This is a genomic window from Niallia circulans (genome assembly GCF_003726095.1).
Classification (GTDB): Bacteria; Bacillota; Bacilli; order Bacillales; family Cytobacillaceae; genus Niallia; species Niallia circulans_A.
In genome coordinates this window covers 1604732-1618528 of record NZ_CP026031.1, presented here as the reverse complement: position 1 = coordinate 1618528, position 13797 = coordinate 1604732, and the positions used below count along the sequence as shown (strand labels likewise).

Below are 13797 nucleotides of genomic sequence, written 5' to 3'. Positions count from 1 at the left end.
AGGAAGTGTGAAATGAGAAAAATCAAAATTGTAACAGATTCAACGGTAGATTTATCGCAAGAAATTTTAGAAAAATATGAAATTGAGGTAGTATCTTTATCTATTTATATTGATAATAAATCATACTTGGATCGAGTAGATATATCACCTGCGGAATTTATTGATAAGATGATAGAAGCAGATGAGTTACCTAAAACCTCTCAGCCATCTGTTGGCACTTTTGTGGAAAAATATGATGAACTTGCAGACGAAGGATATGATATTATATCTATTCATATGACGGGTGGAATGAGTGGGACAGTAGAATCAGCTAAAAGTGCCAGCCAATTAACAAAGGGAACGGTCTTTGTTGTAGACTCGGAATTTATTTCTAAAGGTTTATCTTTTCAAGTATTAGAAGCAGCAGAAATGGTGAAAAATGGGCATAATGCAGCTGAAATTTTGCAAAGATTAAATCATGTAAAAAAACATACGAAACTTTTTGTTGTAGTAGATACATTAGAGAATTTAATGAAGGGCGGAAGAATTGGAAAAGGGAAAGCTTTTCTCGGCTCTTTATTAAATATAAAACCCATTGCAACTCTAGAGGAAGGTGTATATACACCTGTGGCAAAAGTACGAAGTCGTTCACAAGCAGTGAAGTTTTTAGCTAGTGCCTTTACGGAAGACAGCATCGGAAAAAAAATCAAAGGGGTAGGGATTACACACGCAGGAAGCCTAGATGTTGCGCTTAAATTAAAAGAGGCAATAGAAAAGGCTACTGGTTTTAATAGAGTTGATATTGACTATACAACTCCTATCATTTCCACACATACCGGACCAGGAGCAATCGGGTTTAGTTATTATATGGAATAATCCTTCTTTTATTGTTTGTAGGATTCAGTAAAAGGCAGATTGCTGCTCCATAAAATAGAATGTAGTGTTTATTACACCTTTTTTAACAACAATTTAAAAAGAATAAAAGCCAAGCGGTCATACGAAATTTCCTGTGATTGTTTGGCTTTTTTCTGTCCAATTACTTGTATCTGATCTGCTTATATTTTTTGAGGGTAAAAGTAGACTTCTTTTATTCGTTAGGAGAAAGACCTATCATGACCCTTCATTTTTAAAATTAGTGAATTAAATAAAAAATGGGGTAATTAAAGGGATTTTAAGCGAAATTGTCGAATCAACATATAAATTAAGATTACGAACATAAATAAATAACGATATATAATTCAATTGTAATTAGAAGAAGTAATTCAAATATCGTATGTCTCTTGTAGACTAAGGAATATAAGAAATAGGTGGCCAGTATGATAAAAAAATTTTATACTATTCCGTTTGTGAATAAATATCAAGTTATTTCTTTTTTTCTGCCTTTTTTTCTTCTCATGCTTTTTGTAACATTCGTTTTTTATTGCCAGTATAAAGAGTGGAAGACAAATTTTGAAAAGGATGGGGAAGAAATCCTAACTCTATTAAGTAATAATGCTTCCTTGCAAATGCGGGAAGCGAAAAGGACTGATTCAAAGCAGCTACTACAAAATATGATCAACTCTTCAGATTTTAATAAAAATAATTCCGAAATAAAGAAACTCATGTATATATCGGTGTTAGCAGAAAATGAGAAGCAAAATCATATAGCTGTCATCTCTCAACAAAATCAAAAAATAGGAATTCATTATGTTGATACTATAGCAGATAAAATAATGCCAACATATAAGAGAACAATTACCATGCATGAAATTCAGCACAGTAACATATACAAACTTAATAAAGACCATTATATGAGCTCTTTCATTCCTATTAATGATAAAAAAGGACAATTGATGGGCGTTGTCGGGATGGAAAGGAAGCTCAATGACCAGTTTTATTTTCTGAAAGAACTCGCACTTCAAACGATATTCTTCCTTTTAATTAGTTTTATCTTCCTTTTTATTTATATAAGAAAATGGTTAAATAAAATCCTTCACCCTATTAACAAAATGATGGTAGGTTTGAATGAAATAAGTGGTGGGAATTTTGATGTTAAGATGGATATAAATGATAACAAAGAATTACAAGGGCTGATGAAAAATTATAATGAAGTTGTTGATAATCTTGCGTCTCTTTTTTATCGTTTAACCAATACTGCTAAAGAGCTTGGAACAATATCAAAGGATTTTCAACTCACTACAATGGAAGAAGCACTTAGGCAAATGGATAATATTGTAGATTTTTTGAAAATTAATAAAGAATTACAAAAAGCGGAGAAAATGAATGCAGTTGGTCAGCTTGCTGCATCCGTTGCTCATGAAATAAGAAATCCGATGACTGTCGTCAAAGGCTTTTTGCAAATTTTTTATGCAAAAGAACATATGAGTGAAGAAGAAAGAACATATATTAAATTAATGATTGAGGAAATGAATCGCGCAGAAACAATTATTAATGATTATTTGTCTTTAGCAAAGCCTGATGTGGAACAATCACAAAAGGTTAATGGAAGAGACTTGGCAAACAAAGTTATTGACTTAATGCACTCTTATGCAATGATGAGTAAAGGTATCCACTTTAAAAAGAATATTCAACAAGTATACATAGAAGCTAATAATAATGAATTAAAGCAAGTACTTATAAATATTTTAAAAAATGCAATTGAGGCAATGAAAAATGGAGGAACGATAACCATTAACCTTTATCCAGCAAAGGAATATGGGGTATTTGAAATAGAGGATACTGGAATTGGAATGACAGAAGAAGAGATAAACCGATTAGGTACTGCGTTTTATTCGTTAAAAGAAAAGGGTACTGGGATGGGTTTAATGGTTTGTTATCAGATGGTTGAGCAGATGAAAGGGTATATTGAAGTACAAAGTGAAAAAGGTAGGGGCACGTTATTTAGAATTTTCATCCCTCTCTATCTTAGTGAGTAAAAAAGTAATTCTTCTTATATATAGATGGAATATAGAGTTTCATAAAAGAAAAAAGTTTTTAATGGGAGAATTTTTTTCGCAGTGATTAGGATGCATATTGGGAGCTTATTGGAAAAAAATAAGTGCATAAATTCATTTCGAATTCTCTTCAATATGCTATACTATAAAAAATGAAGGTAGGTGAAAAGATGAAAAAACCATTTACCTTTCTTGTTTTATTATTTTCTCTTTTAATGCTTGTTTCCTGCTCCAATCAGACACTCTATAATACAGAAAAAGATATGGTAGTTATGAATAAAAAGGATATACCAGTCAGCTTTTTACCAAAAGATTTATCAATAGTATCTGTTGGAGATTCTCTTACACAAGGTGTTGGTGACAGCACTGGAAAAGGGGGATATGTTCCATATCTGCAAACTTTACTTGAAGAAACCAAAGGAGTAAATAAGGCGGATTTTTTGAATTATGGGGTAAGAGGCAACAGGTCTGATCAGTTATTAAAAAGAATTAAAACAGAGGAAGTTAGTGAGTCAATTAAAAAAGCAGACGGTGTTATTATTACGATTGGCGGAAATGATATTATGAAAGTCGTCCGGAATAATATTACCAATTTGCAAATGGATTCATTTTTGGCACAATTAAGCGAGTATGAAGAAAATCTCAATAATGTTTTGGCTAGTATACGAGAATACAATCCTAAAGCTGTCGTAATATTAGTTGGGGTCTATAACCCATTTATCAAGATGTTTTCTGATATCAAAGAAATGAATCAAATTGTGGCCGATTGGAATAGCACCAGTGAAGGGGTATTAGCAAAATATAAGCATACATATTTCGTTAGTATCGAGAATATTTTTGAAAATCCAACGTCAGATTTACTGTATGAAGATTATTTTCATCCTAATGACAAGGGGTATCAGCTTATTGCTGAAGCCATCTACGAAAAGATGTTAACAGCACCACTAGCTGATATACTAGAGAATTTGCAGACGGAGAATTGAGGAGAAAAGGTTGTTTAAGAATAAGTGGAAACTAGCATTTTTAACATTAGCAGGTGCTCTTGTACTGGGAATCATATATATAGCGATAATGATATTTAAACCAGTGGAGAAGACACCGATAATAAAGCAGCAAGGAGAAGAAGTTCCATTTGCTGTTACGACAAATCGAGAGGATTTGACGAAGTTAATTAATCATTTTCTAGAAAAAGAAGGGCTTAATGGTCCGATTCATTATGAAATAAATATAGCGGATCAAGTAGAGCTATATGGAACGATGCCAATTTTTCATACAGATATTCAAATGAAATTAACATTTAAACCAATAGCATTAGAAAATGGGGATTTATTATTAAAACAGAAAGAAATAAGTATTGGTCATCTGCCGTTACCCGTATCTTATGTAATGAATTTTATTGAAAATCAATATAATTTTCCAGATTGGGTTGATATTCAGCCAAATGAAGAAGAAATATATGTTCATTTAACTAAGATGGACTTGAAAAACGGAATGTTAGTAGAGGCGAAAACATTTGATTTAGAGAAAAATATCATTCAATTTAATTTATTGCTGCCAACTGAATAAGTAATATTTGTAAGGCTATTTCTAAAAAATCTCCTGTCCAAGATGATAAATGATTATTGGTGGGAGATTTAAGAATAGCCTTTTTATGTTAACAGGAGAAAATTAATAATTCACAAGTTTTTTCATCGGTTCCTTCGATAAGAAATCCACTATATGTTTTATCGGCTTCTAATTGGAGAGCAGGAAATTTCTTTAGTACTTCCTTTGTTTCTGCATTTCTTGCCTCTAAATAGACAGTCATTGGAAACAACCCTAAATAGGAACTTGCACCTTTATAAGGTATAGATGGAAATACGATATCTCCTTTTTGAACGGCGATATCAATGGTTGGCAGGTTTTCTGCCAGTTGAATGATCCGTAGTTTTGTTTCGTTTGCTGGTACAATTGGAAATTCAGGAAATAACTGTATTGTTAGGTTTCTTTCATTGCCGGCAAAAGCAAAAGTATGATATACATTACTATCTATCTTCAATATTTGACTAGATAATGGATCAATCTGCTTCCCAGTTTCATATATATCCAGTTGATATTTTCCAGTAGGTAATGTTAATTCATTACTCATCGTTTTAAACGATACTTCTTTTAACAGACATTTACCATTCATGTAAATATCAACAGTTGGCAAGTTATTAGTAGCTTGTAAGAATCTGACTTTTCCATACTCATTTTGCCTCTGGATATCCGAAACAATAGCAGACTTACTTTCCTTCTTTAAAGCATGGTTTAAGCTTTGAAGATGCTTATGATAATAATATACATGTAATTCAGGATTCGTATATTTATAGTAATCACTTAATACGTTATACATTCCGGCTTCCTGTATGGAGTGAAAATGATCTCTCGTCATCGAACTTCCTCCTCGTGTTCATATTTATCCTATTTTTCATTATGATTTAAAAGTAAACGCAGTCTGACAGATATAGAAAAGAGTCTTTTGAAAATAGAATATGCTAAAGATTAGGGAGAGTGCCTAATAAAATAGGCTTTACAATTTATTTGAATATTTATATAATAAAATTAATAAATGAAAGGGGCTGATGTTTTATGAGCAAAATTACATTTTTTAAATCAATTATTCATATAGCATACAGCCCAAACGGTTACCTCAATAGATGAGATTTGTCATGAATAGATAGATGATACATTCTTATGTAGGGACTTCTAAATGTTTGTAGGGAAAACATGGGCTGTATGCACCATGTTTTTTTATTTTACAAATATTTGGAGGTCAATACATGGAATTAACCCAGATTGGTTTGAACGAAAATATTAAAGAAGCATTTGAGATGGTTGCAAAGGAAAATCAAATAATCGGCAGAATTTCTTTAGAACACAAAAGAATGTATCGAGTATGGACCGAATATGGTGAGCTGTTATGTGAAGTTTCCGGAAAATTAGCATACGTAGCAAAATCAAGAGAAGAATTACCTGCAGTAGGCGATTGGGTAATTGTTTCGCCGAGAATTCCTGAAGAAAAAGGAACCATTACAAACATATTGCCTCGAGTAAGCAAATTTTCTAGAAAAATAGCAGGTAATAGTACCGAAGAACAAATAGTAGCAGCCAATGTTGATACTATTTTCTTAGTTAATTCATTGAATGAAGATTTAAATATAAGAAGAATAGAGCGCTATTTAACTTTAACATGGGAAAGTGGAGCAAGTCCGGTCGTTGTTTTAACGAAAGCAGATTTAGCAGATGATATTAATGAAAAAGTTACTTTAGTAGAATCAGTAGCTTTTGGCGTTCCTATTATAGCAGTGAGTATTGTGAATAATATTGGATTAGAAACGTTGAAAACATTCCTTTCTCCTGGAAAGACAGTCGCTTTATTAGGTTCATCCGGTGTCGGGAAATCTACTTTGACAAATTATCTATGTGGATTCAAAAAACAGGAAGTCCAAGGAATTAGAGAGACAGATGCAAAGGGTCGGCATACGACAACAAACCGAGAGATGGTCTTGTTGCCGAATAGGGCAGTATTAATTGATACTCCTGGAATGAGGGAATTGCAATTATGGAATAGTGAGGAAGGTATTGCTAATAGTTTTTCTGAAATAGAAGCGTTTGCAGCGTATTGTAAATTTCGAGATTGCCAGCATGAAAAGGAAATAGGCTGCGCAGTAAAGCTTGCTATTGAAAATGGGAAAATCGAAGAAGAACGATTACGCAGCTACAAAAAGCTGTTAAGGGAACTAGCTTTTCTTGAAAGACGACAAGATAAAAAAGCGCAATCAGATCAAAAGAAAATATGGAAAAAAAGGAATAACCAATTTAAGATAAAGTAATTATTACTTGATTACTTTTTTATTGTAAATCCCTTGGTCTTATGAATCAGGGGATTTACGTTCCTTTTAGAGACTTAATTTTTGCATATTTCTCTTATAAACATTAAGCTAATAGTGTGAAATCATGATGATGTGGGAATATAAGTGAGAGAAAGTTATTCAGGGGGGTATATAAGTGGATGAAAATGTAAAAGTAGCAACATTTGCAGGAGGATGTTTCTGGTGTATGGTTAAGCCTTTTGATCAGGAGCCAGGTATTATCAAAGTAGTTTCTGGGTATACAGGGGGACATAAAGAGAATCCAACCTACAAAGAAGTTTGTTCAGAAACGACGGGACATTATGAAGCAGTCCAAATTACATATGATCCACATGTTTTTTCGTATGAAAAATTGCTTAGTATTTATTGGCAGCAAATTGATCCAACTGATGCAGGCGGTCAATTCTATGATCGCGGGCAATCCTATCAAACAGCAATCTTTTACCATAGTGAGGATCAAAAGCAAGCAGCTGAAAAATCTAAACAACAATTAGAAGCAAGTGGGAGATTTAGTAAACCGATTGTGACTAAACTTCTTCCAGCATCAACTTTTTATCCTGCTGAGGATTATCATCAGGATTATTACAGAAAGAATCCTGAACATTATAATCGTTATCATATTGGTTCAGGACGTGCAGCATATATTGACGAGAATTGGAGCGATCAGTAATGGAAAAAGACAAACTAAAAGAAAAATTAACGCCCATACAATATGAAGTTACTCAAAACAATGGAACCGAACCACCATTCCGTAATGAATATTGGGATGAATTCGGTGATGGGATTTATGTAGATATTGTTTCAGGAAAACCATTATTCAGTTCACTTGATAAATATGATGCTGGCTGTGGGTGGCCAAGTTTTACAAAACCAATTGATGAAGAAGAATTAACAGAAAAGAAAGACACAAGTCATGGAATGATACGTACCGAAGTGAGAAGTAAAGAAGCTGATTCTCATCTAGGCCATGTATTTAATGATGGTCCGCAACCTACAGGCTTACGCTACTGCATGAATTCAGCAGCAATGAAATTTATTCCAAAAGAGGAATTGGAAGAAAAAGGATATGGTAAATATTTAAGTTTATTTAGATAATAAAAGAAAAGGGGATGGGACAAAACAAAATATATATTGGATAAAGACGAACAATCTCTAATTCAATGGTGAAACCAATTCGTTCCATCACACTACAGACACACGATGCGCCGGGGAGCAACCTAAGTCTCCTCGGCTAAAGCCTGTTGGGTCTTAGGCTTTGCTCTGCTTCCCGCAGGAGTCGAGTATCCTTCGTTCCATTTCACTCCTTTTTTAAAGCTTATTTAGTTTTTAAGCAAACTAAAATTAGTAGGAAAAAACAGAGCAGACTGAATACACGTAGACTCCTATGGGAGCTGCGAGAAAGTCCAAGACCCCGCAGGAACGAGGAGGCTTGGCGCTCGCCCCATGGAAAGCGAAGTGTATTCAGTCTGCGGGTGATTACCACAAACCTTTTTTCTTAAAATAAATAAAAACCCCCAAACAAGTATACGAATATTTTCTAATATGTACGCATAATTGTTCGGGGTTATATCGGGTTGAAATACTTATGTCTCACCCTCAATAAAAGAAAAGGGGATACCTATCAAGGCATCCCCTTTTCTTCAAGGAAGTAATTTTTTGCTAATTAGTGATAATAGAAGATATTTGGATCAAATGTTGATCGGTTATATTATATCTTGATTTATGTGCAGAAATTTGAAAAGTAACTTTATGGTCCGTATCTTTTAGGCCGCTCGTGACATAAAGTGATCTTTCTTTTTTAAATGGCCACCATGTGGAAATAGTAGTTACATAGTTATTGTCTATAAAAACATCCATCATTCCGCCTTTTTCGCTTCTGATTACGTTTACCCCTAAAAAAGGACCAGTAAAATGATATTCAATATTAGCGCCAATCTTACTGGATGTATAATAACCATCTTTCTTTCGAAAAGAAGGATCGATTGATTCAATAGGATAACTGGTTTTCATCTCCAAACTAGATACCTCATTAACAGGTATAGTAGAAGTTAGTACTGTTTTTTTGTCGTGAATTGCTTTTTGCAGCGTATCAACGATTTCTTGAGCATATAGATAATACCCATAGTCATTTGGATGTACAAGATCATTTGTTAATCGCTCAGGCGATAATCTAGATTCTCGAAAAGGAAGTCTCATATCAATATTTGTTGCATAAAAATTTTTAGATAATTTTTTTATAACGTTCACAAAATCCTCATTATCCAGACTGCTTTCTGTGATTGTTATTAATTCTGCATCCGGATAACGGTACACAACCTCTTCTAATAAAGATTGATAAAAAAAATAAAATTGCTTATCATCCATATATTTTCGATCATTTTCTCCAAATACAATAAATACTAAATCAATATTATTAGATAAACTATTTTTCAATTTATATAATCCCTCAAATGCAGTGGCTCCGCTTTGAACTACTAACTGTTTCTTAAATGAGCCTCCATATTTTTTTGTTAAGCTCCTTTCCACAAGGTGAAACCATTTTCGATGGTTGTTGCTTGCGCCTGAACTCCTGCCAATACTATCGCCAACAATTAAATAGTTCACTTGTTTTCCATCAATAATTTTATCGTAGACATTTCTTTTCGGTTGTTCAGAATGAACCAATACATATGTCATGCTGATTATGACAATAAAAATGAGAGAGTAAATAAAATATTTCAAACCCTTTTTCATTTTGCTTTTTTATTACCCTCCTTATTAATTAACGAATATCAACTCTGTTCATTAAATTACCCTCCAGAAGTACAAGGTAACCAGTAATTTTATTGTATTTAGAAAGATTAGTAATTTAGGCTCTCCTGCTAATTGCTATAGAATGAGTTTAAATTCAGCTAAATCACTTGCACCATTATTTTCAATTATGTATAGTATACGTTATATCTATCGATCAAGGAAGGTGAGATCATGACTAAATCCTTTTATCATTTTCTTATGAAGTTTAGACATCCCGAACCAAATGATCAAATTAGCGAATTTGCGAATGAAGCTTATCTTGATCATGATTTCCCCAAAAATAGTTTTGATTATGATGAAATAAGCGATTATCTAGAATTAAATGGTCATTATCTTCCAAGCATGCGTATATTTGATGAGGCATGGGAGAAATATTTATTTCAAGAAGAAAAGAAGAATTATAGCTATTGATAACATCCAACGATAATTTGTTTGGATGTTTTTTTATTCTCATATTGTGGCCAACCTAAAAGGTTAATTATTCCTTAAAATATTAAGAAAAAAGGAAGAGCTGCAGCCCGTACTTAAACATTGGAAAGTATTCTTCCTATTAACATATATACATATAATGAATAAACCGTTTAAGAAATGTTGGATAAATAACACAATTCAGAAGACAAAGAATTTTTATGCGCGAATAGTGATTTATTGCATATGATAGTAGTACCAAATAAGTGAAAGTATAGACGAAAAAGGATGGAAATTACATGGTAACTGAAGATAGGATTATATTCCTTTAATATCCCCCATCTTCATAGATCAAATATTCTACTCAAGAGTGTGGGGGAAAACCGCATAAATAGGCAATGCCACACAATCTTGTTTAGAGAGGATTTGTTATTATGGCGAATCGAAAAAAACCTAAATTCAAAATTGGTGATACTGTTGTGATCACGATATACGGAACAGTAGGAAAAATCACGGACGTAAAATATTTGGATCATATGCATGTATATGAAGTAAATAAAAGTGAAGGTTTATATTTGGAATCCAGTTTGCAAATGCTTTCTGAGTATGATGGTGAAATTATGGATTCAGAGAAAATTGATATTGAGTATCGTTTCTTTATTGGTGATTTAGTAAAAGTGAAAGGATATGGATCCAATCTTTTTAAAATAATGGGTTTTCGAACAGAAATTTGGAGATATAAAAACGATGCATGGGAAGATGTAATTTATGAGCTTTCTAGAGTAAGTGATGGAGAATGGCTAGAAGCAGGGGAAGATGAATTAACCTTGGTAGCAGATGCAGATAGCGCGGATTCATTTATACAAAAATTAGGACTACTCTATATATTGGATAAAAAACAAAAATCCATTGAGTTAAAAAAGTCAAATAGCTCTTTCCAGCAGACAGAAAAAGAATTATTAGAAAGAAGTAAGGAGAAGAAAGAGCTCATTGACGGATTGCTAGATATCTATAATGATTACAGTATTTTATATTCTTTATTCAAAGATATCGAATATGAACAGGTTATGAAGTTAACTCTTCGAAAACTCAAGTTGGTCAGCAGTAGATCTGATAAAGACAATGAAACGAAAATCTAGAATAATAGATAGATAAACATCGGTATGCTGCTAATGACTAGAAGGGCAAAAAGCTTTTGTAAAAGGGAATGAAAGATAGTGAGGATTTCACTGTTTTCTTCATTTAAATCTATTTTTATTTCTTCGAATAGGTATTGGATTTTATTCATTTTTCGATGCCTCCCTTTTTTATTTAAACTATATGTGGACCTGCTGCTGAACATGTCTACTTTTCCAATTAATTTTCTATAGACTAAAGATAATATTTCTTGAAAAAAAGACTGTTTTGTCAGATAATTTTATTGTGAAAGCATTTTTTTCTTAATGTCACATATATTCTTTAAAAAAGGGGGCGATAAGCATGAAAGAAATCGACGTAATTATTGATACTGAGGAAATAGCAGAGTTTTTCTTTCGTGAGCTATTAAAAAGGGGATTCGTTCCTAGTGAAGGTGAAATTGAAGAATTGGCTGACATTACATTCGAATATTTATTAGACAAATGCATTATTGACGAAGAAATTGATGAATAAAGATAATAAAAATGGTGAGGAAATCTCACCATTTTTTTATACATAATTTTATAATACTCTGAAAGCTTGAAATGTCATATTATCGTTTGCGACCGGTTGCAGAGTATTCTTTTCCATGCGCTTCCTGTTCAGCAATAATAGCCTCTTTTGGTATATGATTATTTTTCTTTGGAGAATTAATCCTATTTCGATGTTTTTTGCCCATTATAATCCCCCTCCTGAAAGAATACTTTATTTTCCTATAAAATAGGATGAAAATAGTTTTGCCTCACTTAGTGTAGGAAAACTAATTTTAGTATAACCTTATGAAAAATTGTTATGCTAAAATTAAATATGTTTTACAGCATATTAGAATATGATATAGTACAAATAGTGAAGTTTTCATAAGCATGTAATATTTGGATAGAAACAATGAAATGAGTGTCAATTGGAGGAAATAAAAATGAGTGTACATATTGGTGCAAAAGAACAGGAAATTGCAGAAACAGTCTTACTTCCAGGGGATCCTTTAAGAGCAAAATATATTGCTGAAAATTTCTTAGAAGATGCAGTATGCTATAATGAAGTTCGTAATATGTTTGGCTATACAGGGACATATAAAGGAAAAAGAATTAGTGTACAAGGTACAGGGATGGGTGTTCCATCTATTTCTATCTATATTAATGAATTAATTAGCAGCTACAATGTCCAAAACTTAATTCGTGTTGGTACATGTGGCGCTATCCAAAAAGATGTAAAAGTAAGAGACGTCATTCTTGCAATGAGTGCTTCAACCGATTCTCAAATGAATCGCTTAACATTTGGGGGAGTAGATTACGCGCCAACTGCAGACTTTGATTTGCTTAAGAAAGCGTATGATAGTGGATTGGACAAAGGACTATCTTTAAAGGTAGGAAATGTCTTTACCGCAGATATGTTTTATAACGACAATTCCGAGCTGGAAAAATGGGCGAAATATCAAATCTTAGCAATAGAAATGGAGACAGCTGCACTTTACACGATAGCTGCTAAATTTAATCGTAAAGCACTTTCTGTTTTAACGGTAAGTGATCATATTTTAACTGGTGAAGAAACAACAGCACATGAAAGACAAACCACATTTAATGAAATGATTGAAGTGGCATTAGAAGCAGCAATAAAATAATTAATAATAGAAAAAGGTATGCTTTTTGCATACCTTTATAAAATCCAGTAGTTAGAAAATTTAATGATATGTAAGGTGACATAAATGAAGAAATCAGTAGCCATCTCTTCTTTAGCATTAGCGATTGCAATGTTAACGGGGTGTGAAAAAGTAGATTTAAAATCAATACAAGATAAAGTTTCTTTTTGGGATAAAAATGAAAAGGAGCAAGAAGTGGAACAACCAGTTAACAAAGAAGATCAGGTCAAGGATGAGGAACAACAAGCTCCAGAGAAAGTATCAGAAGAAGAAAAAAAACCTTGGACACTAGAGTCTGTTTTTTTTAATGACATAAAAGAAGTAGATGGTAGAAAGGTCATTCAAAACCCGACAAATATTGTTTCGCTCGTCAATAAAGAATTTGGCTTACCAGATGGATATGCTCCAGAGGATTTAGTGAGACCTAAAGTTGAATTTTCATTCGGTAATCAAGATATTGAAAAAAGTTATATGAGAAAAGAAGCGGCAAAGGCATTGGAGGACATGTTTAACGGTGCGAAGAAAAGTGGCATTACACTTTATGCAGTTTCTGGATATCGTTCTTATAATCGTCAAACCGAGGTTTATGATGCAGAGGTTAGCCGGGTAGGAGAAGAGAAAGCAGTACAAGCCGTTGCATACCCTGGAAATAGCGAGCATCAAACAGGGCTTGCTATGGATATATCAAGTGAGAGTGCCGACTTCTTATTAACAGAGGGATTCGGTGAAACAAAAGAGGGAAAATGGTTAAAGGAAAATGCTCATTTATATGGATTTATTCTTCGTTATCCAAAAGGGAAGGAGAAAATCACGCAATATAAATTTGAACCGTGGCATTTCCGATATGTAGGTAAAAAATCTGCAAAAGATATTTATGAAAATGACTGGACTTTAGAAGAATATTTTAAGGTTGTACGAAAAATATAAGCTAGGGTGCAGAAAAGGAATATCTCTTTAATCATTCCTTTTCTATTCCCTA

Annotated in this window: 16 protein-coding genes; 12 read left to right on the top strand and 4 right to left on the bottom strand. The window is 32.9% G+C overall.

Annotated features, from left to right (window positions below; genetic code table 11):
- The first annotated feature begins 12 nt into the window (after positions 1-12).
- The 4 genes from C2I06_RS07700 to C2I06_RS07685 all read left to right on the top strand — a co-directional run bounded on the left by C2I06_RS07700 (position 13) and on the right by C2I06_RS07685 (position 4478).
- Positions 13-855 (top strand): DegV family protein, encoded by an 843-nt coding sequence (locus C2I06_RS07700; RefSeq protein ID WP_095332033.1) that lies wholly within the window; start codon positions 13-15, stop codon positions 853-855.
- A gap of 440 nt (positions 856-1295) precedes the next feature.
- Positions 1296-2894: a sensor histidine kinase gene (locus C2I06_RS07695; protein WP_095332035.1), complete on the top strand. Its 1599-nt coding sequence runs from the start codon at positions 1296-1298 to the stop codon at positions 2892-2894.
- 188 nt (positions 2895-3082) lie between these two features.
- Complete coding sequence (locus tag C2I06_RS07690; protein WP_095332037.1) at positions 3083-3895, top strand: SGNH/GDSL hydrolase family protein; 813 nt, start codon at positions 3083-3085, stop codon at positions 3893-3895.
- A 10-nt stretch (positions 3896-3905) separates the two neighbouring features.
- On the top strand, positions 3906-4478 hold the full coding sequence (locus C2I06_RS07685) for a YpmS family protein (RefSeq protein ID WP_123257810.1): 573 nt from the start codon (positions 3906-3908) through the stop codon (positions 4476-4478).
- A gap of 88 nt (positions 4479-4566) precedes the next feature.
- On the opposite strand, the gene C2I06_RS07680 is transcribed toward C2I06_RS07685, so the two are convergent.
- Positions 4567-5325 (bottom strand): DUF4397 domain-containing protein, encoded by a 759-nt coding sequence (locus C2I06_RS07680; protein ID WP_123257809.1) that lies wholly within the window; start codon positions 5323-5325, stop codon positions 4567-4569.
- 388 nt (positions 5326-5713) lie between these two features.
- Between C2I06_RS07680 and rsgA the strand changes: the two genes are divergently transcribed.
- The 3 genes from rsgA to msrB all read left to right on the top strand — a co-directional run bounded on the left by rsgA (position 5714) and on the right by msrB (position 7900).
- Positions 5714-6766: a ribosome small subunit-dependent GTPase A gene (gene rsgA, locus C2I06_RS07675; protein WP_095332043.1), complete on the top strand. Its 1053-nt coding sequence runs from the start codon at positions 5714-5716 to the stop codon at positions 6764-6766.
- 175 nt (positions 6767-6941) lie between these two features.
- A complete protein-coding gene (gene msrA, locus C2I06_RS07670; RefSeq protein WP_123257808.1) occupies positions 6942-7475 on the top strand; it encodes a peptide-methionine (S)-S-oxide reductase MsrA in 534 nt (177 codons plus the stop codon).
- Complete coding sequence (gene msrB, locus C2I06_RS07665; protein WP_047940460.1) at positions 7475-7900, top strand: peptide-methionine (R)-S-oxide reductase MsrB; 426 nt, start codon at positions 7475-7477, stop codon at positions 7898-7900. The genes msrA and msrB overlap by 1 nt, the downstream gene beginning before the upstream one ends.
- Before the next feature lie 564 nt (positions 7901-8464).
- On the opposite strand, the gene C2I06_RS07660 is transcribed toward msrB, so the two are convergent.
- Entirely contained in the window at positions 8465-9538 is a 1074-nt protein-coding gene (locus tag C2I06_RS07660) for an SGNH/GDSL hydrolase family protein (protein ID WP_123257807.1), read from the bottom strand.
- 231 nt (positions 9539-9769) lie between these two features.
- On the opposite strand from C2I06_RS07660, the gene C2I06_RS07655 reads away from it, so the two are divergent.
- Positions 9770-10009, top strand: a complete 240-nt coding sequence (locus C2I06_RS07655) for a YozE family protein (protein WP_047940462.1) — start codon at positions 9770-9772, stop codon at positions 10007-10009.
- Positions 10010-10440: 431 nt separating this feature from the next.
- Positions 10441-11145 (top strand): hypothetical protein, encoded by a 705-nt coding sequence (locus C2I06_RS07650; RefSeq protein WP_095332055.1) that lies wholly within the window; start codon positions 10441-10443, stop codon positions 11143-11145.
- On the opposite strand, the gene C2I06_RS24940 is transcribed toward C2I06_RS07650, so the two are convergent.
- Positions 11142-11294 carry a hypothetical protein gene (locus C2I06_RS24940; protein WP_163186240.1) on the bottom strand — a complete coding sequence of 51 codons (153 nt, stop codon included), beginning with the start codon at positions 11292-11294 and terminating at the stop codon, positions 11142-11144. The two genes, C2I06_RS07650 and C2I06_RS24940, sit on opposite strands and share 4 nt — an antisense overlap.
- 191 nt (positions 11295-11485) lie before the next feature.
- Between C2I06_RS24940 and C2I06_RS07645 the strand changes: the two genes are divergently transcribed.
- Positions 11486-11656 (top strand): YozD family protein, encoded by a 171-nt coding sequence (locus C2I06_RS07645; RefSeq protein ID WP_095332057.1) that lies wholly within the window; start codon positions 11486-11488, stop codon positions 11654-11656.
- A gap of 79 nt (positions 11657-11735) precedes the next feature.
- Here C2I06_RS07645 and C2I06_RS25800 read toward each other — a convergent pair whose 3' ends face one another.
- Positions 11736-11861 (bottom strand): hypothetical protein, encoded by a 126-nt coding sequence (locus tag C2I06_RS25800; protein ID WP_095259060.1) that lies wholly within the window; start codon positions 11859-11861, stop codon positions 11736-11738.
- A gap of 237 nt (positions 11862-12098) precedes the next feature.
- On the opposite strand from C2I06_RS25800, the gene deoD reads away from it, so the two are divergent.
- Positions 12099-12800: a purine-nucleoside phosphorylase gene (gene deoD / locus C2I06_RS07640; protein WP_047940464.1), complete on the top strand. Its 702-nt coding sequence runs from the start codon at positions 12099-12101 to the stop codon at positions 12798-12800.
- 84 nt (positions 12801-12884) lie between these two features.
- Complete coding sequence (locus tag C2I06_RS07635) at positions 12885-13745, top strand: M15 family metallopeptidase (protein ID WP_235850308.1); 861 nt, start codon at positions 12885-12887, stop codon at positions 13743-13745.
- Positions 13746-13797: the final 52 nt, after the last annotated feature.